The organism is Thalassotalea sp. 273M-4 (genome assembly GCF_041410465.1).
GTDB classification, from domain to species: domain Bacteria; phylum Pseudomonadota; class Gammaproteobacteria; order Enterobacterales; family Alteromonadaceae; genus Thalassotalea_A; species Thalassotalea_A aquiviva.
This window is the reverse complement of sequence record NZ_CP166961.1, coordinates 1,969,925-1,996,714: the sequence shown is the minus strand read 5'-3', so window position 1 is coordinate 1,996,714 and position 26,790 is coordinate 1,969,925. Positions and strand designations below refer to the sequence as shown.

Below are 26,790 nucleotides of genomic sequence, written 5' to 3'. Positions count from 1 at the left end.
GCGCTAAGATCGAGCTAATAGAATAAATTAACCGCGACTAAGGTTAAGAAAATAGACAAAAAGGTAAACAAACTACCGACTTTTAAAAAGTCAGAAGTAGCGTATTTACCAGGGTAGGCGATAAGCATATTAACTTGATGGCTTGAAATGTAGAATGAGTTAGACACCGATACGGCCACTATCAGACTGTACATCAACGCTAAAGAGTCATTTCCTGCTGACATACTGACTGCAATGGGGATTAAAACAATGGCCGCACCAACATTGGATAACATCGAACCTGCGATAACCGAGACTATGGCTAGCACAATTTGGGTGACCAAAATATCAGAGCCCAAAAGGGATGATTGTAAGTAACTCGCCAAAAAGGCAACGGCACCTGAGTGCTCTAACGCATGGCCGAAGGGGATCATACCCGCGAGAAAAAAAACGTTTTTCCAACTCACCATATTATAAGCTTCTCGGCTTGAAACCAAACCCAAAGCCATAATCGCAAACGCGGTTCCAAGTAAAGTAATGGCCAATGGAATTTTGGTAAAAAACAAGCAAAATAAGGCAACTATGCAAACGCTTCGCAAACGCTTACGACCGTATTCAACGGTATTATTATCGGGGATTTGGTCAAGCACGGCAAAGTCACCGCCTTGTTGAATGGCTTTAAAGTCGGCCCATTTACCATGACAAACCAGCGTGTCACCGGGCTGAAGTTTTGAATTTCTAACGTCTTCTATCATATTGCCACCCGCTTTGATTATCGCTAGCGCATTTAAACCAAAGGTGGCTCGAAACCGTAAATCTCTCACTGTTTGCCCGTTCATACTGGAAGTTGGCCTAACCAGTATTTCTGCAATGCCCATGCGTTCTGGGTCTAGCGCCATTTTTAGGCGATAGTGGTTATTGGTTAAAATAGCAAAGTCATTTATTAAAATGTCATCGGTTTTATTCGACGTTGAAATAGCCGCAATAATATCGCCATTTTTTAAGCTAATATGCCGAGGGGGACTGGTAATAGGATCTTTTGACATATGCCCAACAACACTCAAGCCAAAGGTATCTTCAAGACAACCTATGGTCGCGTGCTCTAGGGCATCAACATTTTTAATGGTGAAAAAAAACTGAGCTTTTAAACCATAGGCCTTTTGAAAATAACTCATGTTGCGGTAATTGTTGGCAATATAGGTGCGTGTGGGTAACAGTTTGCGACCAAATTTTACGAAAAAAGCAATCCCTACTATAAGCAAAACTAAACCAATGGGGGTGATTGAGGTGATGGTGAGCGGGTTATTTTGATAATTTATTTGGTAATAGTTTTGTAAAAAAATAGTCGGACTGGCGCCGATCATGGTGAGAGACCCACCTAAAACAGCGCAAAATGCCATTGGCATCATCACATAACTGATTGGTGTGTCTGTTTGCTTACAAATTTGATTGACGATGGGGATCATTAATGCAACAGCAGCAATGTTTTGAATAAAGGCCGAAGTCAAACCCGACAGTAAGCATACATAGATGATGATCCGCGATTCGTCGTTTTTACTGCGTTGACAAATAACTTGAATTAAAGGGTTTAAATATCCAGTTTTTTCCATCGCACCACTAACAATGGTAATGCCAATAATGGCAATAACCAAAGGACTGGAAAAACCGGAAAAAATTTGACCTTGGGGTAATAAATCTAACCCACTAACGTGTTGAATGATAACAATGGTGATCAGCAGTATGATGGCCACAATATCGAGTTCTATTTTGGCGCTTAAAATCAACACCGCCAATATAGATAAGATGATTAATAACGTTATGATCTCTGGGGTCATACACCTGTCGTCAATGATTTTCGATTAGTGTGGTCGATAAGGTGGCACTTCTGTATTACCAAAGTATAGGCAGAAATAACAAGGCTTGCTCAGCACTTAGGCTGAGCATAAAGGTAAACTGAAGACATTAAGTACGAGAGTTAATGTAGTTTTGATAATCGGGTACAGATTTTTCGTACTCAGATTCAAATAAACTTGAATGAATCAGAAAATCCGCCGTTGCTTGGTTACATGCGACAGGAATGTTCCAAACAGCGGCTAAGCGCAGTAAGGCTTTCACATCGGGATCATGCGGTTGGGCTTCGAGAGGGTCCCAGAAAAAAATCATCATATCTATTTTTTGCTCAGTGATAAGCGCACCAATTTGTTGATCGCCACCTAGCGGGCCACTGATCAAAGAGGTAATGTCTAAACCCGCTTTATTTTTAAGTAAGGTGCCAGTGGTACCCGTTCCATATAAATTATGTTTGCTTAACTTTTCTTTGTGCTTAACACACCACTTTAATAAAGCGGTTTTCATGTTGTCGTGTGCAACCAGTGAAATATTCTTGGTTAAAGGCGATGTGACGGTTATGTAATCCATTTTTTTCTCACTTATGGTATCTGAAACTTCACTTAGGTTAATCTGTTCAAACGTTGGCTTTACGACCACCTTAGATTAAGGATGGTGGATTTTCTGTCGACAAGCCAGTGTTTAATGTCAGTCTAAATTGAGAAATTGTTCCATTATTCAATTAGTAGGTTTGGCAAAGCGTTTAATTGGTTTTGTTCAACCTTTCGTTTAATTTGGCTTAAAGCTCTTTTATAGTCGCTTGTTAAATGTTTTTTAAGATGAGGTTTTACCTCTTTAGGCGCAATATTTTTCATCTGACTATATAAAGCCAGAGCATAAATGGCTTCTTGCTCAGGTAAAGCCGCCTGACGATTAGCTTGTTTGTTATAACAACTACCACATCCCCCTTTAAATTGATACGCGGTATTTGCAAACATTACCCCAAAGCCCATAAAACAAGCCAATACTTCAATGGTTTGCGGTAAGGTTTTGTCGCCACCTGGTGGTAAGGTGGTGGCATGAGCCACTAAAATGGCAGCAAATTGTTGGGCAAAATGAGTGATTAAGTCTTGCGGTTGATTAATTTGTTGTGGGTGATAGCTTAATTCAATTTGGCTTTTAGACTCAGGTCGAAAATCAATGCAGTCAATTTGGCTACTTTCGCCTAATAACGAACCATTTACTGCGAATTTTGGGATCGTATTGGCTTTAAATTGCGCTAGAGGTACTAACTTAATAGGCCAGTTTTTCATCCCCGCATAAGCGAGTGTTTTGTCGAACATCAATTGGGCCATCTCTTGCACACTTGCTGCCTGACCAGGGTAAAAATTATTAGTTGGTAAAATTAATTGGCTCTTATTAGCGAAGTATTGTTCGCCAAATTCATTAATTATCCAGCAAACGGTATCCTCGAGCCATTTTGAGCTGGCCTCATCGATTAATGGCTCTGATTTGAATAAGGTGAAGAACATAAAGCACCCCAAAATTTATTTTGCTTATAGTTTTGTATAGATTAGAGCACTAGTCGCCTTTAAAGGCAATAATGCCAGCTATTTAGCTTTGAAAAACGCTGGTTTTTTGGCATTTAAAAGAGTCAAACCGGATAAATAAAGCCTTGGTTATAAATTCCCTATTGTGAATTAACACGCAATCGCTTACCTTGTTGAGCAGAGTTCATTTTTCCTGTATTTGCATGCGATTTATCCATACTTCAGATTGGCACATTGGCCGATTATTTCAAAATATATCCCTTTTAGACGATCAAATTTTTGTTCTTTCTCAAATAAAACAATATATTAGGGAACATCAGGTTAATGCATTGGTGATCAGTGGCGATGTCTTTGACCGAGCTATCCCTCCAGCCGATGCGGTAGAAGCCTTAGATAATTTTTTACATGAGATAGAACAAGAGTTTAGTCTGCCCATTATTATGATCAGTGGAAATCATGACAGCGCCAAACGACTGCGTTTTGGCGCTCGCCACATGCAACAATCGGGCTTGCATATTTTGGCCGATTTAAAACAAGCAGATAACGCCATCGTATTACAAGGTGACAACACCGAAGTGGCTTTTTACGGTATACCGTATCACGACCCCGTTGAAGTAAGAGAAGCGTTTGCCGATGATGACAACGCTCTGGTCGTTAAAACTTATGATGATGCTCATACCTACATGGCTGAAAAAATTCTAGCCTCAAAACAGCAGCAACATCCTAATACACCAGCCGTTTTATTAAGCCACTGTTTTATTGATGGTGCGAGTGAGTCCGACTCAGAGCGCCCATTGTCTATTGGCGGCGCCGATAGGGTTTCGTGGCAACCTCTGGCAGATTTTTCGTATGTTGCTCTTGGTCATTTACATTCGCCTCAGTTTAAAGGTGAACCGCATATTCGTTACAGTGGCAGTTTACTAAAGTATTCTTTTTCCGAATATAAGCAAAAAAAGTCGGTTACCTTGGTTGAAATTAATCAACAAGGCGAGGTCAGTCATCAGTCATTGCCTTTAAATGCTCGTCATGACTTAAGGGTAATAGAAGGCACCCTAGAAGAGTTAATAGCACAAGGTAAATCGGACCTTAAGAGCCAAGATTATATACTTGCCAAACTTACCGACACGCAAGTGATCCTTGACCCTATTGGGCGTTTACGCAAAGTGTACCCTAATGTGTTGCAAATTGAACGGACTAACTTTGATCTTCAATCTGGCAGTAAATTGAGCATCAGTAAAGCACTGGCGCAAGGTAATAAACGTGATGAAGAACAAGTGTTTTCGGATTTTTTTAGTCAAGTCATGGGGCAAGAACTAACCTCTGAACAAAGCGATTTACTAAAACAAACCATCGCCGAAGCACAAACTGACTTGGAGGCTAAATAATGAAATTACAGCAATTAAGTCTGCAAGCGTTTGGCCCGTTTGCTGATGAGCAAAAAATAGATTTCACTGCCCTAGGGCAAAATCCACTATTTTTAATCGATGGCCCAACAGGGGCGGGTAAGTCGTCTATTTTACATGCTATTTGTTATGCTCTGTATGGTGAAACCACCGATGATGCCCGAAAAGATGTGGGCTTGCGATGTGACCATGCTAACGAAGAAATTCTTACACAAGTATCTTTAACCTTTTCCATTCGCCATGACACTTACCAAATTACTCGCGTACCTAGCCAGATTCGAAAAGCCAAAAGAGGTGATGGTTTTACCGAACAAAAACCGACGGCGCATTTGGTCAAATTAGTACAAAATGGCGATAAAACAGAGCAACCACAAACCCTTGTAGCTAAAAGCTCGAATGAAGCAAAAAAAGAAATAGAACAGATTATCGGTCTAACCGCTGAGCAATTTCGCCAAGTTATGGTGTTACCTCAAGGTAAATTTCGTGAGTTACTATTAGCAAAATCTGATGCCCGCCAAGCGATTTTATCAACCCTATTTCAAACCGAAGTGTATAAACGCATTGAGCAAAAATTAAAAGATAAAGCCGGGAATATTGAAAGAGAGTACAAGCGCTTTGAAGAGAATATTCAATTAACCCTTGATGAGGTCGCTGTTGACAATGTTGAAGCATTAAGCACAGCCCTTGGCAATGCAGAGCAACTTTTTAATCAGCAAGAAGCACTAAAAAAACAAGCCGATTTAGCCATGCATAAAGCCAAAGCTGAGCATAAACACGCGTTGGATGTTAGTACTTTAATCGAACAACAAACCAAACTTAAAGCAGAGCAAGCAAGACATCAAGCCCGTAAAGATGAAATTGAATCAATTCAACAACTGGTTTTAAACACCAATAAGGCTTTGGCTCTTGAGCCAATTTACAAAGCATTTAAACAAGCGGACAACGATGTTGTATTACAACGTGATCAGTTGCAATCACTAACACTAAAACAAAATCAATTGCGGCAAGATTTACAGCAAGCCAAAGTCGCATTAACCCAAGCCGAAACCGATGCCAAAGGGCGCGATGCTCTGTTACAAGAGCAACAGCAACTAAAGGTCATTGGGCAAAAATTTGATCAGCTCGATACTTTGCAACAAGCTCACGCCAAAGCGCAATCCCAAGAGCAACAGTCAAAACAGCATTTGCAGTTGCTTAACGAGAAACACCAGGAATTGGTGCAACGAAGTCAAAAGGGTGATGTTTTTTTAAATAATTTAAAACAGCAATTAAGTACCGAAGGGCAACTTAGATACGATCATAATGTTGCACAGCAGCACGTCAATCAACTTGGCCAACGACAAACCTTACAACAAGAATTAAAGCAGGCTCAGCAGCAATTACAACAAGTTGAAGATGCTCATAAACAATCGTATCAAGACTACCTTTTAGCCGAACAAGAGGCGAATCGACTTGAATTGACATGGCATCAAAGTCAGGCGCTAGTTTTAGCTCAAGAGCTTAAATCAGGTCTGCCGTGTCCTGTTTGTGGCTCAAGTGAGCATCCAAACCCTGCCAAGCCACAAGGACAGCAACAGCAAATAAGTAAAGCGGATATAGACAGCGCCAGAGCGCATCAACAACATATGCGACAGCAACATCAAGGTAATGAAACCAAATGTGTGCAATGGCAAGAAACGGTCAAAGGCTGTCAAAAGCAAATCGAGACTTTAGAATTATCACTATCAGCCGAGGTTAAAGCATTAAGCACAGAGCAAGCCCAAGCCAAGCTTAATGACCTTAATCGACAGTTGACTGAAATTGCGAAATTGCAACAACAATTACCAAAAGCACAAGCATTACTTGATGATTTAGTGGGACAAATAGAGCCTCTTTTAATACAAATAGATGATATTAACCAACAATTGCCAACCTTGGCAAAAGATAGCATTACCTATGGCACTCAGTTAAGCAGCTTACGACAAGAGATTGGTCAGTCATATCAAAGCAAAGCTCAAATAGAACAATTAATGCAACAAAAAAGCGGTCAACTTAGTGAGCTTGAACAAAAACTTAAATCAGCACAAAACCGACATAGCGACGCAAACCAGGATTTGGTGGCAAACCAGGCCCAAGTAGAACAGGTAAAGCGGAACTTAGAGCAACTGCAACAGCGTTTAACTGAGCAAAAATTGACGTGGGACAAGGCCTTTGTGCAAAGTGAATTTGACCGTGTTGATGTGCTCGAGCAGTTGTTATCAAATCAACATCAGCTTGATAATTGGCAACAACAAATTGAGCAGTATAACAATCAAGGGCGAGATATCAGCTCGCAACTTGCACTTTTACAGCAACAGCTTAAACATTTATTACAAGACGATGCTATGCCAGACCTAGCCACTATAGAGCAAGCCTTAACAGTGGCAGAGCGGGCTTATCAACAAGCTGAACAAGCCTTTAGTCAAAGCCAATTACAGCTAAGCAAACTTAAAGATATTGCAAAACGCATTACTAAATTACAGCAAGAGCAAAGCGAAAATAAACGCCAATATGAAGTGGTAGGAACATTAGCAAAAGCTGCGGGCGGTAAAGGCAATGTGCGGGTGTCACTAGAGCGTTTTGTGCTAGGCGACTTACTCGACTCGGTATTGGCCATTGCCAGTAAACGCCTACATATTATGAGCCGTGGCCAATATCAGCTTGTTCGCCAAGATGAAGGCTTACAGAAAAAGAACGTTACAGCAGGTCTGGATTTAGCCATTGACGATGCGTATACCGGTAAAACCAGACCGGTATCGACCTTATCAGGTGGTGAATCATTTTTAGCCTCACTCGCCTTAGCTTTGGCGTTGAGCGATGTGGTGCAACAGCGAAGCGGTGGCATCGCACTTGATACCTTATTTATCGATGAGGGCTTTGGCAGTTTAGACCAAGAATCCTTGCAACTGGCTATTCAAACACTTATCGATTTACAAGAGGGTGGGCGAACCATCGGAATTATTTCACATGTGTCTGAACTTAAAGAACAAATGGGTCTGCGAATCAATGTAACGAATTCCCACAGTGGCAGTCACATTGAAACCCAAAACACATTAGGGCATTAAGGGAGCCGTACAAGAATATGCACATAAGATCTGATAATCGAGCCGACAGCCTTGTTGTGCTCGATTTTGAAACCACTGGATTATCACCCGATGCGGGTGATAGAGCGATTGAAATTGGTGCGGTAAAGCTGGAAAAAGGGCAAGTAACAGATACTTTTCAACAGTTAATGAACCCAGGAAGACGAGTAAATGCATTTATTGAACAATATACCGGGATCACCAATAAAATGTTGGCAAATGCAGCCCCTTGCGATGAAGTCATGGCACAATTTGCCGACTTTATTGGCGACAGTCATTTACTGGCTCACAATGCGTCATTTGACAAAAAGTTTCTCGATGCCGAATTTGCGCGCATTAATCATCACTACTCAGGTCGATTTGCCTGTACCTTGTTAATATCAAGACGACTTTACCAACAGGCACCTGATCATAAATTAGGTACCTTAGTGCGCTATAAAAACCTAAGCACAGAAGGCCAGTTTCACCGAGCTTTATTCGACTCGCAAATGACCGCCAAGCTGTGGCAACAAATGCTAAGAGATATTCACCGCGAGTATCGCATAAACCCTGTGCCATTTACCTTGGTTGAACAATTGGCAAAAGCTAAAAAGAGTTCGGTGCAAAGCTTTTTCAAAAACTTTCACTTGATTAATAGTGTGTAAGCAAAGCAATAACTGCAAAAGCCTCAATAAAAGCGTCATGATGACGGTAGTTAACAACTACACCTTTTTGATTTTTTGTACTCTAGCTTGGACTAAGAGCACTACGCCACTACAATACTTGGGGTATTTTTCTTTTAGTAATGCATCATGAAGCAATATTCTTATACTACCAGACAAGCGTATTTATTTAATGTTAAAGAGCAGCCTGATTATGTGTTTTTATTCTTTGAGTATAGCAATCAAGGCAAGCCATATTGGCGTTTAACCAGTCGGGTTAAACGCATTTGCTTTAAGTCGAGTTGTACCCTGGTGACAACCAAAAATTCACAATATACCCTTGATATATTGAGTGATACATTAAGTGTTATCTACAAAAAAATCGACTTTGATGCGTTTTTACTTTGCCGACAAGGCTATAATCCCGATGAGGCGTTATCACTTGTTTCTATCCATAAGCTTTTAAATACCCCCACAAACAAAGGCATTCATTAGGTTACTCCATGAAGCACTTCAAAGCGGTTAACTCATTACCCAAACCTCGATTTAAAAGAGATAAATGCGAATAAGGCATATACTGCAAAGACTTCTTTTGTGCGCTTTAAGTGGGAGTGTCATTCGCATTCATGTCAGTAAAGACAATTTTTTTTGCGTTAAAACACAAGGACAATAGTGCACCTAGTATAAATCCTGCCCAATGACTTGCATCTGCTGAATGTTGGTAATATACCATTGCGGATACCATTGAAATTAACGCCACAAAACCTAAATGTAACGCAATGCCCTGAGGCAATAATGTCTTATTTAATGTTCCAGCAATAAAAACGGCGCCATATAATGCAAAAATACCAGGTGATAGTCCCGCATAACTGTCGTATGGATAGTTATCAACAAAGGTCGCTAAGAGAGTTGAAAAAAGCGCACCTATTGCGCTACCTAACACTAGAATAAGAACAGCCCTGAATGAATACAAACGCCAAGACAGTGGACCAATAAGCATTAAAAATGTGGCATTAATTAGAAAGTGCGCGACCGATGAGTGCAAAAACGGCCCAACAAAAAGGCGCCAAACCTCTCCATCCAGAACACTGCTATGAACCGTTCCAATTAAGATAAACATTGCTTCTCGTCCAGACAAAAAATACATCATTAGAGCTTGAATCGTAGCAAGAGCAATGATGAAAATCAGCCAGCCCAAGATGATTCGCTTCATATATTTTGAATTTATTAGCCAATACATAAACAGAGTTCTTGTAGTTAAGTTATGTAAAGATTTAAACGATATACAATAGTCCCAAAGTACAGCACCGATTATTAACGCAAATAGAATGCTACCCTTTAAAAAAATGATATCACCAGTTACAAGCAAACATAAAATAGTAATCAAAGTAGCTGTGAAGGTCATGGCGATACAAACTTGCACTCGAGCCTTGTATCGACTCACTATTGTTGTGGCTAATTGGTGATGGCAGGTTGGAGGTAAAAATTGATCACTTTGAGGTTTTGAAACCAAGATGGGGGTAAATGGAGACCAATTTTTTAATGCTTTAAGTACACCTTCAACATTTTCAAAACTTTGGATGTTGTCTCCTTTTTGTAAGGACCATTCTTTTGTCATTATTTATCCCTAATATTAATTAAAAATCACTTCATAAAGGATTTATTAATTAGCACTCAAAAATGAAAATATGAGTGCTAATAACATTCTTTCTATTCCATCTAGGCTCCAACCAGTAAACCTATCCCAATTACTAGGCCAAATCCGGCCGCGAATGGGGCAGAAACAATAGTTGCTGTTGCATAAAGCTCTGAAAGTAAAGTATGAAACGTAAACAATAGATTTATAAAACGAGAGGCAGTTGCAAAGACTCATTTATTGATAACCATGCGTAACAATATAGACATTAGTTAGAGCATCTTGTGAGATCAAATTAAGCGTTATAACAATAAATATTTCGCCAACCTATTTGGCATATATAAAGGTATTTAGCATGAATAGGGTCGGTGACAATCTGCACTTTATTCGTATTTATCAACCAACAGTTCATCCAGTTCTGACGACTTTGGAAAAAAAACCAAGCAAATTTGCTTGGTTTTTTTTCCTTTTCAATGGTGCTAGATAGCTATATATCTACTTATGTATTTCGTGCTATTTTTTAAGCAACATAGCTATACCAGCGGTAAACGTTAGCGCAACAGGGTAGATGCTAGTCGTTACGACTGAAACCGGATTTAGCGCAAATAAAGAGCCTAATAACAAAGCTTGTGCACCCCATGGAATAAGGCCCTGTACGATACACGCGGCAATATCAACCAAACTTGCGGCTTTCGCCGCCTTAATACCATGCTTTTGTGCCATTTCGCGGTTTAAATCGCCGGTTATTAAAATCGCAACCGTGTTGTTCGCCACGCCAATATTGGTTAATGCGGTGGTCATTGAAATACCAAATTGAGCCGCAACATGACTGTTTTTGGCTTTAGCAATAAGTTTGCCAATGCTTTTTTGAATGGCAATTAAGCCACCTTCAGCGCGGGTTATTTCGCTTAATCCACCAATCAGTAGTGACAGAATAAAAATTTCCTGCATGGAAACAAAACCTTCACCAATGTTTTTCGATAAGGTTAGTAAGGAATGCTCGCCCGTGATTAAGCCACTAATACCGGCTAATAAAATGCCAGCGGTTAATACCGCAAATACGTTAACACCGCTAACGGCCAATACTAAAATCACTAAATAGGGTAATGCTAACAATGGGTTTTCTGGCATTGAATTAGTCATTTCACCGGGGTTATTAAACCACGTCAATAACACAATCGTAATAAGTGCCGCGGGCAATGAAATTTTAATGTTTTGCGCAAACTTATCTTTCATGCGACATCCTTGGGTACGGGTTGCGGCAATGGTGGTGTCTGAAATAATCGATAAATTGTCACCAAAAATAGCACCACTAAATACCGCGCCAGCCATCACCGCGCCATCAATTTGAGCTGTCTCGCCAATACCAAATGCAACAGGAGCAACAGCAGCAATGGTGCCCATTGAGGTTCCCATAGCCGTGGCAATTAACGCACTGATGATAAAAATACCCGGCAGTAAAAACCAAGATGGAATAATCGCTAAACCTAAATCGACGACCGCATTTACGCCACCCGTTGATTTTGCAATCACGCTAAAAGCACCAGCAAGTAAGTAAATCAAGCACATGGTGATGATATTACTGTGACCAGCCCCCTTAATGAATGTGCTAATGGTTTCGTTGCTTTTTTTAGACGACATCAAAACCGCCAATAAAATCGCCGGTAAAATGGCAATATGGGCTGGTAATTGGTAGAACGCAAAATCTACACCTTGCGATGTAAAGTAACTGCCGACGCCAACAAAAATAGCGATAAAAAATAATATGGGTAAAAGCGCACTCGCTTTTGCAGTTTGAGTTTCCATATAAAAAATCATGCAGGTATTGAACAATAGCTGCATGATATAGGAATTTGTTGTTTTGTCAATCTAGACGTCTAAACATCTAGTAATCTAGGTGTGAATGTTTGTTACTTTTTTATAACCAAACCATTCTGTTAAAAGCGTCGCTATAAAACCAATTTCGACAATTCTTCCATAGAATGAACAATAGCCTTTGGTTTGCATTTTGACAGCGTTTGAAAGTTTGCTGCGCCATGGGTTAGCCCTAGGCTATCCACTTTGGCATTGCGCGCCATTTCAAGGTCGTAATAACTGTCACCTATCATTAAGGCTTTACTGGCAGGCACTTTAAGCTCATCTAAAATTTGTTCAATCATTTGCGGATGCGGTTTTGAATGGGCATCGTCACACGTTCGGGTGGTGGTGAAAAAGTGTTTGGTGTTCGACTCAGCCATCACTTTTTCTAACCCCACTCTGGCTTTGCCAGTGGCAACGGCTAGGGTTTTACTTTGCTGTTTTAACCCGGTCAGTAATTGTCGGGTATTGGCATAAAGTGGGGTAGGCGTGTTGTTTTGATTTAGGTATTGATCTTTGTAGTGAAAAATTAATTGTTGCTTTTGCGAGTCGTTAATTTTCGGAAATAACATATGGGCGGCTTCATTAAGGCTGGCACCTATAATGCCTTTCACTTGCTCGGCGGTGGGGATAGATAATTGACTTAATGCGGCCGCGTTTTGCAAAGAGAGCACGATCTTGCCAATCGAGTCCATTAGGGTGCCGTCCCAGTCAAATATATAAAGTTGATAATGCTTCATCAATTCTCAATGTGTTGAAAAACGTGTCAACATAATAGCATTATCTTATTGTAGGCAACAATGTACGTAACCACGTGCTGTTTAGGATATTCGGGCGCAATATTTGACTTTTCGGTTAATGTATTAGCAACTGTTGCTGATAATTAACCCAATTAAACGCTTTTACAGCTCAGAGTATTTACACATTTACGGTGGACACATACTATAGCTAAAGAATTAAATAAGGATGCTATGTTTTTATGTCTGGCTTAAAGCGGATAATCTTAATCGACACACATTTACCGGGTTTAGTTGAACTTCAGGTTGATGGTCATACCAATATTTGTGGTACCAATGCGTCGGGGAAAACCACCCTACAACGATTAGTGCCGGTATTTTACGGTGAGTCGCCCAATAAAGTGGTGCCAGCAACCCGTGATAATTTTCAAACCTGGTATTTACCTCGCGAATCAAGCTTCATTATTTTTGAATATCAACGTTTGGATAACCGTTTGTGCATGACGGTGTTATCTTCATCAGCCACCGGAGTGGTATATCGATTTGTCGATAAAGGCTTTGAAAGCAGCGACTTTATTGGCAAAGACATTACAGGTACCCGCTCTATTGCGGTGGCTGAAATCTTTCGTTCATTCCGTCGTCAACAAATTGTCACCTCGAAAGCATTAAATACCAAAGAATATCGCGCAATCATCCAAAATGATCGTGCCGTTATGGCGCTAAGTAGCAATAAGCGCGAGCTGTTAAGCAGTGCACGCTTTTTTAGCTTATGTGAAAGCCATGCCCGTTTACGTCATGTTGAAAAACTCATTAAAGCGGTGCATTCCAAAGAAGGCAAAATGGAAACCATCAAAGCGATGATTGCCGCCATCTTAGAGGAGGACGGGGTAGAAACGCCAACCAATAAATTGTCGAAAAAACAACTCGATGATTGGATCAAAGAGTGTTTATTAATTAAAGAATTTCAGCAATTAATGCCGCAGTATGACAAATTAAAACAAGTCAATGCGTCATTAGTCCAAACCGAATCACGTTTGGCACAATTGGCTGAGCTTTTATCACTTGACTTGTCGCGTTTAAGCGAGTCTATTGTTAAAGCTGAATCCGACAGAGACAGCTACAAAAGCCAACTAACACGTATCAGTAAAGAATTTGAAGAGCAAAGAGATGAGCTTAATCAGCGTATTTCGGCAGCTCGTGGTGAGGCCACAACGGCTGAGAAAAAGCTTGATCAAATAGATGATGAATTTAACAACTGGCAAGACTTAGACATAGAGACCCATGCCGCCAACCTCGACAATGTTTCGGCGTGGCAATCTCAGCATCAATCATTAACAGAACAACATGCTTTGTTAACCGCAGAGCACCAAGATATTGAAGCCGCGTATCATAAACGTTTGGCTGAGCTTGAAAAGAAACACAATAAAGATCAGGTCGAATTAAATAGTAATAAAGATCAAGCGCGTAGCCAACTTCAACAAGTGATGCGAGAAGAAAGTAACGCATTACAAGAGCTTAAAGAGAAGCAAGAACAAAGGCGAAGTGAAATTAAAGACGATTTTGACCGTCAAATTAATCAAGCAAACCTAAACATTGAACGTGTTTCTACCCAAATCCAATTAAGTGGACCAACATCGTCAGAACAAGAAGACATGGCGCTACTGCAAGCCAACTTGCAAGATGCCCAACTTGATGAAGACCATGCACGCACGGAACTGCAAAACGTGCAACAGAGGTTCAATCAATTAAAAACACAGCAACTTAACGCTAATGAGCAGCTTCATAAAGCGCGTCATGGGGTTGGTGTACAGCAACAAAAAGTAGATCAAATATACGCTTGGCTTTACCCCGGTGATAAAACCTTATTAGAGTTTTTACGAAAAGAGCGCCCAGGGTGGGAAGCAGAGCTTGGTAAAATAATTAACCCTGAGCTGTTATCTCGTACCGATTTAGCGCCAATGTTGAGCCCTGACAAGGCGCATGCAAACAGTGTCTTTGGCGTTCTTCTTGATACTAACGCCATTGCTGAAACCGATATTTTGCAAACCGAAAGCCAGTTGCAAAAACAGTTGGAAATAGCCCAACAAGATTTACAAGCCGCACAAAATGGCCAAGCTGAAATTGAAGCAAACTTAGTTAAATTAAACGCCCAAGTGAAAGATCTCGAATTGCAACACACCCAATTGTTGTCGCAATGTCAATTTAAAGAGCAAGGGCGTAAACGCATTCAAGACGAAGTTGAACAGTTAAAAGCACAGCACAAACAAGCCTTGGCAGAACGCAAATTAAAGCATCAGCAACAACTTCAAGCATTAACCAAAGCGATGCAAAAGTTACAGCTTAATAAAGCCGATGCGCTTGAAAGCGATGACGAGCAAATACACGATGAAAAAATGGAGCATGAGCTTCATTGGCAGCAATTAGCAAATGATATTGAAACTAAAATAGAGCAAATTGAGCAGCAACGTCAAAACGCAGAACAACAATATAAAGAGGGCATTAAAAGCTGTAAGCAGTGGTATAAAAATGAGCTTGCCAGTCGAGAGGTGGATGTAGATCAAATCAGTTTGCTAAAACAACAATTAAGCCAATTAAAAGAGCAAATTGACATCACCAACAAGTATCGCGACAAAGTTTCTGAATACAAACGTTGGTATACCTTAGTGTTTACCGAGCAAAAAGCTGAACAGACTAAACAGTTAAGCCATCACAAAGATCAAAAGGCGAAAGCAGAGCGTTTATTGGTTGAAAAAGCGGGCGGTTTTAAATCGCAGAAAAAACAACTGCAAGAGCAAATTAGTCAGTTAGAAGAAGCACTTAGTGAGCAAAACGAACAGGTACAAAGAATAAAACAAGTAAAACCGCAGTTGGCTTTATTAGCATTACCACAGGTGACGTTTAATCCAGAGCAAAGCAGTATTGGTGCTCGCATCAGTGAAACGCAAGAGTTGATTGAAGCGCAAAGTCGCGCGAGTCACGACATAAGCGCTCACGTCAGTCACTTTGATAACTTAATAGGGCAAAAGTCTGGGATCAGTTTAACCGAAGCGTGGGAGCATGCTCGAAAAGATTGTTTTATCAGTAATGCCCAAGGTATTGAAACCCTTGATCACCGTAAAATGATCTCAGAACTCGATAGCTTATTAACGGTCATGGTGCCGCAACACCTAGAAGGCGTGCGCAATAATGGTCTTAACTTTGGTAATGATTTAACTCAGTATTACAATATTTTAGCGGATATAGATAAACGCATTGAGTCGCAATCTAGGCGCATTACAAAAGAGGTCGACAAGGAGCTGTTCTTAGATGGCGTTTCGCAATCTTCGGTAAGAATACGCTCAAAAATCAGCGAGTTTGATTTTTGGCCGAAGTTATTGCGCTTTAACAAGTTGCATCAAGCATGGTTACGCGATGACAATGCGCCTCTGCCAGATCAAGAATATACCGATACCATTCGTGAAGTGCAGGAAGTATTAGGTCGTACCACCATTAGCGGTGGCATTGGCCAGTTTTTAGACATTGAATTGCACTTAAAAGAGGGTAATTCAGACTTGTATATTCGCACCGACAGGCAATTAAATGAGTCATCCAGTCATGGTATGGCGTATTTGATTTTATGTAAGTTTTTACTGGCTTTTACCCGGTTATTACGTGGCGATTCTGAGGTTATTGTGCACTGGCCCATTGATGAGATCGGTACTCTTGCGAATAAAAACGTGAAGAAGATTTTCGATGCCTGTTTGGCCAATAACATCACGGTTATTGGTGCCTTTCCAAACCCTGAGTCAGACGTATTGCACTTTTTTACCAATCGCTATTTAATTGATAAAGATGCAAAAGAGCAGAAACTTCGTAAAGTGACACCAAAGGTAAACCCCATTAGTGAGCGATTAAAACAGCGTCAACAAGCACAGCAAATAGGAGCATCATTATGATAAGTCAATTCGGTCAGGTGATGGAAATCTTGCTCAGTGGTGGCTTTATCTGTCGCACCAGTGATGAAATGGCCTACGTGTTTTTGCAAAACAGTGAAAATTATGACGCCGTTGAAAAACAGTTAAATTTGATGAACCGAACTATTGCTAAAGCCGCTGAAGGTGAGGTCTTATTTTGCGCTTATCAAAGCATAGGTGATGACGAGCGTAAAGTGGTTTCACAACAGTTTAAAGAAGTGTGCGCGTCATTAATGCCATTGGTGGAATGGTTGGTGTTAGTGCAAGAAGCCAAAGGTGACAACGCACCATTATCACAAGGCAGTGTGGTGCGATTAGGGGAGTTACAATCGGTGATTGAAGACACCCCTGCCTTTAGTGAACAGCTGGCGAAAATTTCTAAATACCCTTTGTTCAATTCATCAAGTAATACCATTGACGGCCAATTAAAACTGGTTTTTAAACGCTTGCAAGACTTAGGGTATTTGCTGCGTCCAAACCCCGACAATCAACTTTATTTAGCCACGGGTAAGGTTGATTATTTGTTTGATGTCATTCGTTACATTGATGAAAGTGAGACTTTAAACCTAAGCGAACAAGCAGAGCAAGCGATTAGCCAAGGAGATCTTCTGTGAGTCAGGCACTGCATAGCGCTGGGATAAAACTGTTAAGAGCCTTAGCCCGACACTCTGAGGTGATTATGAACGCCTATTTGTCAGGGCGGGTTAATGAGCTTGAACATGACGCTAAGGTCTTAGACAAGCTAGTGGAACTTGGGGTGCTTTGGCGTCCTGAGCCAGGTGAAGACTTACGTTTACGAAGTTCTATTCGTACACTTTTAGAGCAAAACCTAAAAGATGAGAAAAACCGTCAACTTGATGCCAATATAGGGACCAAGCTTTCGACCATTAAAACCATTACTAACCATTACAAAGAAGCGTTGCATCATCAAAACTTTAGCGACAGCGAAGTTTTTATGGAAGATTTAACCGAGCAAGTTTACGCCTTGGTTGACAGCTTAAAGTCTAACGTGCGCAACCTTTGGCGCCGTATTCATAATGAGTTTGGTTATGTTGCTTCAATTAATGCCAAGATTCGTGAAAACGAATTAGCCCAAAGCCAGTTAACCGAAATGCGTCAACAGCTCGAAATGTTTCAGTTTGATGAGCTGGCCAAACTTGCAGGCAGTTCTCGCGAATTACGTCGATTATTGGTGGTACATTTACAGCGCAGTCACAGTGAAATTAGCCAAGAGTTGAGTATTGCTCAATCTAAACTAATCGATTTACTTGGCAAATTCCGTCAATACTTGCATCGTTCACAATTGTTAAAAGGTTTTGTTTTACATCAACAGCAAAACCCTGATTATCAAGTGAAAGATCACAGTGCAAGTCATCATATTGCGTTGGTGTTTAATCAAGCAAAAGCGATGCTTAAACCCGCGAGTGTCGATGTCAATAACATTGAACACGATGCCTTATTTAGCCAAATTGTCGCCGGTATTAAACAAGTTCGTCACAGCCGCTTGCTTGAACAAAGCGAGCGAGAAGGACAAGCATACGATGTGCAAGACATTGAAGACATTAATATTGACAGTGATATCGTTAAACAATCTGTTGAGCATTACTTTTGCCAAATTATTGACTCGGGCCAAGTGTTATCGGCCCTTGAATATCATCAACAACATCAACTAGAACTCGATCCGGAAGTTTGGGTTTATGGGGTTATCAATGGTTTTCAAAGCTTGAGCAGCGAAGAGCAGGGTTTTTTTGAAATAGAACCGCTTGGTCATCAACATCCTGAATTTAATGGTAATTACATTATTGAAGATGTCGCATTAGGGTTACGGTAATGAAAATAACCGCAGGCATGAGAGCAGCGCTGAGAAAGTTTATTTATTCTGATCAGCGCTATTGCTCACCGCGCGTCGCTCTGTTTTTAATTGAAAATGATTTTCAGGACATTGCAAAACGCGTTGGCAACCGAATGCTGTTTACTGCCCGCGATAAAATTGAACTTGAGAAAGCATTAAAACAAGAGCTTAACTCGAACATTTTTCAAGTCGATTTAAACCAAAGTCGGCTTGACGTTGCCAAGCATGTTCACAATGAGAAGTTAGCGAAAGTCAATCCCGATCAGGATTATGTTTTGCTTAGATCTTTACATGGTCCATTAGATATTTTCAATCCCCCATTTAGTCTACCTAATGGCAGCTCATTACGCATTGGTATTAAACACCTCTTACTTGATAACATTAAGCGCATCTTAGTGGTGGAGAACCTTGTTGCATTCGATCACATAGAACAAGCCAATTTCCCCGATGATTTCGAGGTTGATATTGTGCTTTATCGCGGCCATGGCATATCAAACAGTGGCACCAATAATTTACTGCAAAGTATTTCGACAAACACTGAAGTCGTGGCCTTTACAGATTATGACCCTAAGGGAGTCGACATTGCTTTTCACTTACCCAATGTCACTCGTTGGCTTTACCCACAATACTATAACGACATTAATAAATGGTCATCGTTAAGCGATTATTCCCGTCAACATAGCAACCTTAATTATCTGTTAACCCTAGCCGAGCTGGAGTCGAGCGGGCCAATAACTACGTTACTAAAACATCAGTTGTCGATCAAACAAGAACATATGCTTGCACATAATCTAAAACTTGAAGAAGCTGATGTATTTGCTCCTAACAAGAGCAATTAAATATCTGGCGAAACAATTTTATGCTACGGATTTAAAATCATAAAAACTTAGTATAAAGTAGGGTGATGGGAAAAATAAAAATAATAAAAACAACAAAATAATTAAGATTCTGAGGGGATGTATATGCACTATTTAACTGGCTTAGAAAGTTTTATAAAAAACTCACAAGCGTACCCATATAAGCCTTATTTACATCAACCTATTAACGGGCAGTGGCAGACATTAACCTTTTCAGAGGTAGAGCAACAAGCGAGATGCATAGCTTCTGGTTTGTTGGCTCAAGGTTTTGAAGTAGGCGATAAAATTGGCATATTATCGAAAAACTGTGCGCAATGGTTTATTGCGGATTTAGCGATAATGATGGCGGGTATGATCAGCGTGCCAATTTATGCCACTGCTGGTAAAAAGACTATTTCTTATGTGGTAAATCATTCACAAATGAAAGCGATTTTTGTTGGTAAGTTAGACGAACTCAATCCCGCGGAACAAGGTTTACCCAAAGATCTTTTGACAATATCATTCCCTTATCCAAGTCTTGAAACAGAGCAAAAATGGGATGAATGGTTAGAGCAATACCCGCCAGTCAGCCATCTTCATCAAGCTTCTTTGGACGATTGTATGTCGATTGTCTATACCTCAGGTACCACGGGCGAGCCTAAAGGTGCGGTGATAAGTTATAAAAATCTTGCCAGTGCGGCATATCATACAGCGCATGTTATTGCACAAAACAATCAAGATCGCGTACTTTCATATTTACCTCTGGCCCACATTACCGAGCGTTGCGTGGTTGAAGCCACTTCGTTTTGCAGTGGTGCGCAAGTGTTTTTTGTTGAATCATTAGACAGTTTTCTCGATGATTTAAAGCATGCTTCACCAACCATTTTCTTATCGGTGCCAAGGCTTTGGGCGAAGTTTCATGCTCAAATTTTACAAAGACTTCCACAAAAAAAACTCAATATTTTATTGAAAATTCCATTTTTAGGCCGGCTAATCGCAGCCGTTATCCGTAAAAATTTAGGCTTGAGTAAAACCAAAATCTTTGCCTCAGGTTCTGCGCCTATCTCTAAATCTTTATTAACCTGGTATCACAAAATTGGTATTGATATTTGCGAAGGCTGGGGAATGACCGAAACATCAGGCTTGTCGTGTGGCAATATCCCTTATCAATTAGAGCGTATGGGCACCATAGGTGAGCCAATCCCTTGCGTTAAAATGAAATTATCGGAACAACAAGAAATCTTAATTAAGGGTGATTCGGTGTTTAAGCAATATTATTTAAAACCTGGGATCACCGAAAAATCGTTTCAAGATGGGTGGTTTAAAACGGGAGATTTAGGGCGTCAACGAAGCGACGGTGCCTATGAAATCATTGGACGCGTGAAAGAGCAATTTAAAACCAGTAAAGGCAAGTACGTAAGCCCAGTCCCCATTGAAGGTAAGCTTGGGCAAAATGGGCATATCGAGCAAGTTTGTATTATGGGCTCGGGGTTAAAACAGCCTGTTGCGCTAGTCGTGCTTGGAGAAAGCGTTAACCGACAAAGCAATGATGTATTAAAGTCATTGGATAAAACCTTATCAGAGGTAAATAAGGAATTAGAACGTCACCAAAAAGTGGACTTTATTTTTGTCTGTAAAGAACCATGGTCCATTGAAAATGACATGTTAACACCAACCTTAAAGCTTAAACGCGACCAAATAGAAGCGCATTACTCAGCGTTACTGCCGTTAGAGCCAAATGAAACCGTTATTGTTGAATAACCTCCTTTTATTATCTTAAGGCCATTTCTTAGCGGCGCTGATAAGTATTATCTGCGCCAGATCCAACGTATTTATATGACTTGCAACTTGGGCGACAGAAATTGATCTAGAGCTAAGCGTCTTTAGTTTGGATGGCACATAATATACAGATGATTGTTATTGAAGTTGTTGCAAGAGGAAATCATGACGAAAACCAATTACTATTGTCCGGATTGTAAAAATCCCATTGAAAAGCTACAGGCGTGTGGAGCGGTACAGTTTTTTTGCGATCATTGTCGTGCTTTGGTCAGTAAGTCTCGGGTGTTAACCGAACAAGAGACACCAAAGATCAGCAAGACAACGATTAAATCATTCGCTTGCTTTTGCTCGTCAAGCAGGTGTTTAGGTTTCAAGTACTTACTGGGGTTGATATTAGGCTACAGCTTACTGGCCAAGGTTTGCTGTTGCATTGTGTTTTATCGCGTTTAAAAACTCGGCATGAAAAAAGCCGTTAAGTATTGCTACTTAACGGCTTTTCTTGAATATGGTGGACGTGACTGGGTTCGAACCAGCGACCTTCTCGATGTCAACGAGATGCTCTCCCAACTGAGCTACACTTCCAAATACAGTGGTTGGTATTGCTGTACCAACGAGCGCTATATTAACGAGGAGTTTTATTTGTTGCAAGTGGTTTTGTTGGCAAAATTATAAAAAATAAATCGTTTGCTTGTTTCTTAAACAAAACGCCCTCAACTTATCGCAAACTCTTTCCCTTTTGTTGCCTTGCTATAGCAATAATGACATAGTTCAGGCCTAGAGATTTCAATGAAAGCCCACCTGTTAACCAGAAAAGTTATTTATATAACCGCCAAAGCAAAGCGTTTTTGTATTACTTTTAATCGCCAATACAATAAAATGGCGGCGGTTGTTAACCCCAAAATAAAGCCTATCCAAAAGCCCGATGCACCCATTGCAGGGACTAACCAGTTGGTCATGCCCAAGACAAGCCCTAACGTTAAGCCAACTAACCAATACGCCACAAAGGTAATGTATAAAATCGATTTTGTGTCTTTATAGCCTCGAAGAGCGCCAGCAGATATCACCTGAATAAAATCAGAAAATTGAAATAATGCGGCCAAAAACATCAATTGACCCGCTAAGGCAATCACTTGTGGTTCATTGGTATAAATCATTGCGATTTGCTCTCGAAAAGCCACGCTGATAAATGCGGTAAATAAGGCAATAATAAAACCGAGCCAGAGCGAGCTTGTGCACATATCTTTGGCTTTTTGCTGTTTGCTTTCACCCACCGCAAAACCTACTTTGATGGTGACCGCCATGGCAATGGATAGGGGCACCATAAAGACTAGGCTTGAGAAGTTAAGCGCAATTTGATGGCTGGCGACCGTATCTGTGCCAAGGGGCGCTAAAATAATGGCCACAACCGAAAATAACGACACTTCAAATAATAACGAGAACGCAATCGGGGTGCCTAATTTAAATATCTTGCTTATCTCGCCCCAGTCAGGCCAGCGTAAATGTTTAAATAATTCAACCTGTGCGAGTTTTTTAGAGCTGTACACGTAAATAAGTAAGCCAATAAACATCGCCCAGTAGACAATGGCGGTTGCAATACCGCAGCCAGCACCACCATACTCAGGGATGCCAAATGCGCCATAAATAAAAATATAATTGGCAGGGATATTAATAATGAGCCCAATAATTGAAATAATCATGGTCGGTCTGGTGTAACTCATGCCTTCGGAAAAGTTTCTCAGTACCAAATACAAACAATAGCCAGGGCCACCCCAAGCAATATAAACCAGATAATCTAGCATCAACTCCTTGAGTTTAGGCTCAAGGGTTAGTTTAGGCTCCAACATAGGGACAAAATACACAATGGCAATGAGCACCAAAAGAGATAAAACCAAAGCGATCCAGCCAGATTGAATGGTCGACTTTGCCGCAGCCGCTAAATTTTTACTGCCATCGTATTGTGAGACAATGGCTGCTAGCGCCATCATTAAACCGTGTATGGTTAAAATAATAGGTAACCAAATACTGCTGGCGACGGCAACCGCTGCGAGATCCGTCGCACTTACCCGACCGGCCATGACGGTATCAGAGAAGCTCATTAAGTTTTGGACAAGCTGAGCAATAAGAATAGGGTAAGCTAACTTAATTAAACTCTTGGTATCGGATAAAAAATTTTCTAGAGTCATGCTTGAATATCTGGATAATAGCGTCATTGGTTAATAAACAGAGATAATATATATGTTTACAGGAATAGTGCAATGCACAGGCACGGTTAAATCGATTGAAACGAGAAATAACTTTAAGCATTTTTGCATTGAAATACCTAGGCGATTAATTGATGGGCTAGAGATGGGAGCCAGTATCGCCAATAATGGTGTTTGCTTGACTGTCGTTGGATTTAAATCGTGCGACAACGAGCGTGCTGAAATAGAATTTGATGTAATTGATGAGACCCTAAAGTTAACTAATTTGGCCGAGGTTTGTGTTGGCAGTCAAATAAACATAGAGCGGTCAATGAAAGTCGGTGATGAAATTGGTGGTCATATCGTAAGTGGTCACATTCATGGCACGGCGACGTTGTTACGTCGTATTGACAGTGAGGATAACTGTCAGCTTGATTTTTCCCTAGCTTCAAGTTGGGCAAAATATTTATTCCATAAAGGCTTTATTGCGATTAATGGTGCCAGTTTGACTTTAGGTAAGGTGGTGGAGCAGGCAGATCACGTTGTGTTTTCGTTGCATCTTATCCCTGAAACATTACAACGAACCAATCTTGGGGCTTTAAGTGTGGGTGAGTCTGTTAATATCGAAATTGATCAGCAGACCATCACCATAGTAGATAGCATAGAAAGGATCATGGCAAAGCGAAACTAAGCTGAGCAAAACTAAGCTGAGTTGTGCTGTGCTGAGCTAAGCTGTGCAGAGTAAAGCAGAGTGATTAAAAATATTGCTCGTCATCAGCGTCTACCATAAGTCGTATCTTTTGATGGTAATCGTCAATGCTTACGGTCATGTGAATATCGTTACAACAGGCCGGGCAGGATTCATAGTAGTTTTGATCGCCCTGACTGGTGTCTAAGGTAACATGAAGGTGATGGCCACAATGAGGACATTCGATGGTTTTTCTGCTGACAACTTGAGGCATAAGACCTCCTTACTGATATGTCTTGTTGCAATCTCTACCCCTAATTGGGGGGCAAAGCTACAACGGGTAAGGTAACAACGAATTATGGTACATCGTACTCATTAATTATGGTAACAAAGTTCAATTTAGCCAAGCTTGTGAGGAAATTAAAAAAACTCATTCAAGTTTATGTGCAGGCGAAAAGTTAAGGTTTTAAGGTAAGTGATATCCGCTCGCATGCGCTAATACATCACAAAACTTGTTCTTTTTTGTCCTTAGTCTTTATTTTTCGCTTTTGTGCTTTTGAAAATACGTTACCCCTAGCTTGAATAGAATGCGTTAGCAAACAATTTTGCTAACGGCTACTGTTGCAAGTAAGCTTTCACTGTACATCAATGAAAAGGGGGGTTAGAATGCCTCTTTTAAACTTTTTTGGTTGCGCTGTCGTGGCCAGAAAATGACTGAAATGAATCACAAAACAATATTTTATCCCATTGTTTACATCGTTAATCATGGGCTAAAACTGTTTTAAAAGTTAACTAAACAATACAAGTGATATTACGTAGGTATCACCACTGTTGAGGAACTCTTGTGCCAGTAATTACTCTCCCTGACGGCAGTCAGCGTTCATTTGAACAATCCGTTTCCGTTATGCAAGTGGCCTTAGATATTGGCCCAGGTCTTGCGAAAGCGACCATCGCTGGTCGTGTTAATGGTCAATTAGTTGATGCATGCGAATTGATCACCGAAGATGCCGATTTACAACTTATCACCAGTAAAGATGACGAAGGCCTTGAAATTATTCGTCACTCATGTGCCCATTTATTAGGTCATGCGATTAAGCAGTTGTACCCAGATGTAAAAATGGCCATCGGTCCAACCATTGATAATGGTTTTTACTATGACGTTGATTTAGACCATTCTTTAAATGACGACGATTTGGCTAAATTAGAAAAGCGGATGACCGAATTAGCCCGTACTGGCTACGAAGTTGTTAAGAAAACTGGCAGCTGGCAAACCGCTTACGACACATTTAAAGAGCGTGGCGAGCCGTACAAAATGGAAATTTTGGACGAGAATATTGACAAATCAGATACGCCAGCTTTGTACTACCATGAAGAATACATTGACATGTGTCGTGGTCCACACGTACCTAGCATGCGTCATTGTCACCACTTTAAATTAATGAAAGTGGCTGGGGCATACTGGCGTGGTAACTCTGAAAACAAAATGCTTCAGCGTATTTACGGTACGGCTTGGGCAGATAAAAAACAGCTAAAAGCTTACATTCAACGTTTAGCCGAAGCTGAAAAGCGCGATCACCGTAAAATTGGTAAAGCATTAGACTTATTTCACTGGCAAGAAGAAGCGCCAGGAATGGTGTTTTGGCACAATGACGGTTGGACGATTTACACCGAACTTGAAAAATTTGTTCGCGAAAAACTGCACGAATACGATTACGACGAAGTAAAAGGCCCATTAATGATGGACCGTGCGTTGTGGGAAAAATCGGGTCACTGGGACAAATACGCTGACAACATGTTCACTACTGAGTCAGAAAAACGCGAGTACGCGATTAAACCAATGAACTGCCCAGGTCACGTGCAAATCTTTAACCAAGGTTTAAAATCATACCGTGATTTACCACTACGTATGGCTGAGTTTGGTTGTTGTCACCGTAACGAGCCGTCAGGTGCTTTACATGGCTTAATGCGTGTACGTGGCTTTACTCAAGATGATGCCCACATTTTCTGTACTGAAAATCAAGTACAAGATGAAGTCAGTAAGTGTATTAAGATGGTATACGATGTGTATAAGTCTTTTGGCTTTGAAGACATCATTGTAAAACTGTCTACTCGCCCTGAACAACGCATCGGTAGTGATGAAGTGTGGGATAAAGCCGAAGAAGGCTTAGCGAATGCGCTTAAAGGCAATAATATTGAATTTGAATACCAACCAGGTGAAGGTGCGTTCTACGGACCAAAAATCGAATTTACCCTACAAGATTGTTTAGGTCGTCACTGGCAATGTGGTACAGTACAACTAGACTTTGCTTTACCTGCTCGTTTAGGCGCAACATATGTAGGTGAAGATAACGAGCGTTATACGCCTGTGATGATTCATCGCGCTATTTTAGGTTCACTTGAGCGCTTTATTGGTATTTTAATTGAGGAATACTCAGGTAAATTCCCAACATGGCTTTCACCTATTCAGGCCACGGTTATGAACATCACCGATAAACAGTCTGAATACTGTGAACAAATTGTAAAAAAACTAAAAGAAAATGGGTTTAGAGCAAAAGCAGACTTGCGTAATGAGAAGATAGGCTTTAAAATCCGCGAGCATACTTTAAAACGTGTACCGTATTTATTGGTTGTCGGTGACAAAGAAATGGAAGCCGACGAAATAGCCATCAGAACACGTTCAGGTGAAGATTTAGGAAAACTGTCTGTGAACGAATTCATCGCAAAATTAACTGATGAAGTGAAAACACGGGCTTAACATTAGTTCTCTAGGA

At 40.6% G+C, this 26,790-nt stretch carries 20 protein-coding genes, 1 tRNA gene and 1 pseudogene; 12 read left to right on the top strand and 10 right to left on the bottom strand.

The features are described 5' to 3' along the window. Window positions 1-14 precede the first annotated feature (14 nt). The 3 genes from ACAY00_RS09035 to ACAY00_RS09025 form a co-directional block, all read right to left on the bottom strand. Window positions 15-1,814 (bottom strand): SLC13 family permease, encoded by a 1,800-nt coding sequence (locus tag ACAY00_RS09035; protein ID WP_371372649.1) that lies wholly within the window; start codon window positions 1,812-1,814, stop codon window positions 15-17. A gap of 127 nt (window positions 1,815-1,941) precedes the next feature. Further along, on the bottom strand, window positions 1,942-2,397 hold the full coding sequence (locus tag ACAY00_RS09030; RefSeq protein WP_371372647.1) for a methylglyoxal synthase: 456 nt from the start codon (window positions 2,395-2,397) through the stop codon (window positions 1,942-1,944). A gap of 143 nt (window positions 2,398-2,540) precedes the next feature. After that, a complete protein-coding gene (locus tag ACAY00_RS09025) occupies window positions 2,541-3,338 on the bottom strand; it encodes a hypothetical protein (RefSeq protein ID WP_371372645.1) in 798 nt (265 codons plus the stop codon). Window positions 3,339-3,559: 221 nt separating this feature from the next. Between ACAY00_RS09025 and ACAY00_RS09020 the strand changes: the two genes are divergently transcribed. The 4 genes from ACAY00_RS09020 to ACAY00_RS09005 all read left to right on the top strand — a co-directional run bounded on the left by ACAY00_RS09020 (window position 3,560) and on the right by ACAY00_RS09005 (window position 8,996). Further along, window positions 3,560-4,741, top strand: coding sequence for an exonuclease SbcCD subunit D (locus tag ACAY00_RS09020; RefSeq protein ID WP_371372643.1), 1,182 nt, complete (start codon window positions 3,560-3,562; stop codon window positions 4,739-4,741). Beyond that, window positions 4,741-7,842, top strand: a complete 3,102-nt coding sequence (locus tag ACAY00_RS09015; protein WP_371372641.1) for an AAA family ATPase — start codon at window positions 4,741-4,743, stop codon at window positions 7,840-7,842. The genes ACAY00_RS09020 and ACAY00_RS09015 overlap by 1 nt, the downstream gene beginning before the upstream one ends. 17 nt (window positions 7,843-7,859) lie before the next feature. Then, window positions 7,860-8,504, top strand: coding sequence for a PolC-type DNA polymerase III (locus tag ACAY00_RS09010; protein WP_371372639.1), 645 nt, complete (start codon window positions 7,860-7,862; stop codon window positions 8,502-8,504). Between the two features lie 147 nt (window positions 8,505-8,651). After that, window positions 8,652-8,996: a hypothetical protein gene (locus tag ACAY00_RS09005; RefSeq protein WP_371372637.1), complete on the top strand. Its 345-nt coding sequence runs from the start codon at window positions 8,652-8,654 to the stop codon at window positions 8,994-8,996. A 106-nt stretch (window positions 8,997-9,102) separates the two neighbouring features. Here the strand turns inward: ACAY00_RS09005 and ACAY00_RS09000 are convergent, their stop codons facing one another. From ACAY00_RS09000 to ACAY00_RS08990, 3 genes are all read right to left on the bottom strand, one after another. After that, complete coding sequence (locus ACAY00_RS09000; protein ID WP_371372635.1) at window positions 9,103-10,119, bottom strand: rhomboid family intramembrane serine protease; 1,017 nt, start codon at window positions 10,117-10,119, stop codon at window positions 9,103-9,105. 531 nt (window positions 10,120-10,650) lie between these two features. Next, window positions 10,651-11,943: a Na+/H+ antiporter NhaC family protein gene (locus ACAY00_RS08995; RefSeq protein WP_371372633.1), complete on the bottom strand. Its 1,293-nt coding sequence runs from the start codon at window positions 11,941-11,943 to the stop codon at window positions 10,651-10,653. A 143-nt stretch (window positions 11,944-12,086) separates the two neighbouring features. Further along, window positions 12,087-12,734, bottom strand: a complete 648-nt coding sequence (locus ACAY00_RS08990; RefSeq protein ID WP_371372631.1) for an HAD family hydrolase — start codon at window positions 12,732-12,734, stop codon at window positions 12,087-12,089. A 239-nt stretch (window positions 12,735-12,973) separates the two neighbouring features. Here ACAY00_RS08990 and ACAY00_RS08985 point away from each other — a divergent pair, with 239 nt between their 5' ends. The 6 genes and pseudogenes from ACAY00_RS08985 to ACAY00_RS08960 all read left to right on the top strand — a co-directional run. Further along, window positions 12,974-16,666 (top strand): ATP-binding protein, encoded by a 3,693-nt coding sequence (locus tag ACAY00_RS08985; protein WP_371372629.1) that lies wholly within the window; start codon window positions 12,974-12,976, stop codon window positions 16,664-16,666. Then, window positions 16,663-17,298, top strand: a complete 636-nt coding sequence (locus ACAY00_RS08980; RefSeq protein ID WP_371372627.1) for a hypothetical protein — start codon at window positions 16,663-16,665, stop codon at window positions 17,296-17,298. The genes ACAY00_RS08985 and ACAY00_RS08980 overlap by 4 nt, the downstream gene beginning before the upstream one ends. Beyond that, window positions 17,295-18,515, top strand: a complete 1,221-nt coding sequence (locus tag ACAY00_RS08975; protein WP_371372625.1) for a phosphoenolpyruvate carboxylase — start codon at window positions 17,295-17,297, stop codon at window positions 18,513-18,515. The genes ACAY00_RS08980 and ACAY00_RS08975 overlap by 4 nt, the downstream gene beginning before the upstream one ends. Beyond that, entirely contained in the window at window positions 18,515-19,375 is an 861-nt protein-coding gene (locus tag ACAY00_RS08970) for a hypothetical protein (RefSeq protein WP_371372623.1), read from the top strand. The genes ACAY00_RS08975 and ACAY00_RS08970 overlap by 1 nt, the downstream gene beginning before the upstream one ends. A gap of 123 nt (window positions 19,376-19,498) precedes the next feature. Continuing rightward, on the top strand, window positions 19,499-21,133 hold the full coding sequence (locus ACAY00_RS08965) for an AMP-binding protein (protein ID WP_371372621.1): 1,635 nt from the start codon (window positions 19,499-19,501) through the stop codon (window positions 21,131-21,133). Window positions 21,134-21,316: 183 nt separating this feature from the next. Next, window positions 21,317-21,385, top strand: a pseudogene (locus ACAY00_RS08960) (zinc-ribbon domain-containing protein); the annotation flags it as partial. 17 nt (window positions 21,386-21,402) lie between these two features. Here the strand turns inward: ACAY00_RS08960 and ACAY00_RS08955 are convergent. From ACAY00_RS08955 to ACAY00_RS08945, 3 genes are all read right to left on the bottom strand, one after another. Beyond that, entirely contained in the window at window positions 21,403-21,525 is a 123-nt protein-coding gene (locus tag ACAY00_RS08955; RefSeq protein WP_371379763.1) for a hypothetical protein, read from the bottom strand. Window positions 21,526-21,657: 132 nt separating this feature from the next. Further along, window positions 21,658-21,733 (bottom strand) — tRNA-Val (locus tag ACAY00_RS08950). Window positions 21,734-21,969: 236 nt separating this feature from the next. Continuing rightward, window positions 21,970-23,334, bottom strand: a complete 1,365-nt coding sequence (locus tag ACAY00_RS08945) for an MATE family efflux transporter (protein ID WP_371372619.1) — start codon at window positions 23,332-23,334, stop codon at window positions 21,970-21,972. A gap of 52 nt (window positions 23,335-23,386) precedes the next feature. Here ACAY00_RS08945 and ACAY00_RS08940 point away from each other — a divergent pair, with 52 nt between their 5' ends. Further along, window positions 23,387-24,022 (top strand): riboflavin synthase subunit alpha, encoded by a 636-nt coding sequence (locus ACAY00_RS08940; protein WP_371372617.1) that lies wholly within the window; start codon window positions 23,387-23,389, stop codon window positions 24,020-24,022. A gap of 64 nt (window positions 24,023-24,086) precedes the next feature. Here ACAY00_RS08940 and ACAY00_RS08935 read toward each other — a convergent pair whose 3' ends face one another. After that, window positions 24,087-24,293, bottom strand: coding sequence for a CPXCG motif-containing cysteine-rich protein (locus tag ACAY00_RS08935; protein WP_371372615.1), 207 nt, complete (start codon window positions 24,291-24,293; stop codon window positions 24,087-24,089). A 570-nt stretch (window positions 24,294-24,863) separates the two neighbouring features. On the opposite strand from ACAY00_RS08935, the gene thrS reads away from it, so the two are divergent. Continuing rightward, complete coding sequence (thrS, locus tag ACAY00_RS08930; protein WP_371372613.1) at window positions 24,864-26,774, top strand: threonine--tRNA ligase; 1,911 nt, start codon at window positions 24,864-24,866, stop codon at window positions 26,772-26,774. Window positions 26,775-26,790 lie beyond the last annotated feature (16 nt).

Excerpts from the sequence above, each read along its gene's own strand:
- ACAY00_RS09005 (WP_371372637.1), top strand. The coding sequence starts at position 8,652 with ATGAAGCAATATTCTTATACTACCAGACAAGCGTATTTATTTAATGTT.
- ACAY00_RS09015 (WP_371372641.1), top strand. The coding sequence starts at position 4,741 with ATGAAATTACAGCAATTAAGTCTGCAAGCGTTTGGCCCGTTTGCTGAT.
- ACAY00_RS08970 (WP_371372623.1), top strand. The coding sequence starts at position 18,515 with ATGAAAATAACCGCAGGCATGAGAGCAGCGCTGAGAAAGTTTATTTAT.
- ACAY00_RS08985 (WP_371372629.1), top strand. The coding sequence starts at position 12,974 with ATGTCTGGCTTAAAGCGGATAATCTTAATCGACACACATTTACCGGGT.
- ACAY00_RS08995 (WP_371372633.1), bottom strand. The coding sequence starts at position 11,943 with ATGGAAACTCAAACTGCAAAAGCGAGTGCGCTTTTACCCATATTATTT.
- ACAY00_RS08965 (WP_371372621.1), top strand. The coding sequence starts at position 19,499 with ATGCACTATTTAACTGGCTTAGAAAGTTTTATAAAAAACTCACAAGCG.
- ACAY00_RS08980 (WP_371372627.1), top strand. The coding sequence starts at position 16,663 with ATGATAAGTCAATTCGGTCAGGTGATGGAAATCTTGCTCAGTGGTGGC.
- ACAY00_RS09025 (WP_371372645.1), bottom strand. The coding sequence starts at position 3,338 with ATGTTCTTCACCTTATTCAAATCAGAGCCATTAATCGATGAGGCCAGC.
- ACAY00_RS09030 (WP_371372647.1), bottom strand. The coding sequence starts at position 2,397 with ATGGATTACATAACCGTCACATCGCCTTTAACCAAGAATATTTCACTG.
- ACAY00_RS09035 (WP_371372649.1), bottom strand. The coding sequence starts at position 1,814 with ATGACCCCAGAGATCATAACGTTATTAATCATCTTATCTATATTGGCG.
- ACAY00_RS09020 (WP_371372643.1), top strand. The coding sequence starts at position 3,560 with ATGCGATTTATCCATACTTCAGATTGGCACATTGGCCGATTATTTCAA.
- ACAY00_RS08940 (WP_371372617.1), top strand. The coding sequence starts at position 23,387 with ATGTTTACAGGAATAGTGCAATGCACAGGCACGGTTAAATCGATTGAA.
- ACAY00_RS08990 (WP_371372631.1), bottom strand. The coding sequence starts at position 12,734 with ATGAAGCATTATCAACTTTATATATTTGACTGGGACGGCACCCTAATG.
- ACAY00_RS08935 (WP_371372615.1), bottom strand. The coding sequence starts at position 24,293 with ATGCCTCAAGTTGTCAGCAGAAAAACCATCGAATGTCCTCATTGTGGC.
- ACAY00_RS09000 (WP_371372635.1), bottom strand. The coding sequence starts at position 10,119 with ATGACAAAAGAATGGTCCTTACAAAAAGGAGACAACATCCAAAGTTTT.
- ACAY00_RS09010 (WP_371372639.1), top strand. The coding sequence starts at position 7,860 with ATGCACATAAGATCTGATAATCGAGCCGACAGCCTTGTTGTGCTCGAT.
- ACAY00_RS08945 (WP_371372619.1), bottom strand. The coding sequence starts at position 23,334 with ATGACTCTAGAAAATTTTTTATCCGATACCAAGAGTTTAATTAAGTTA.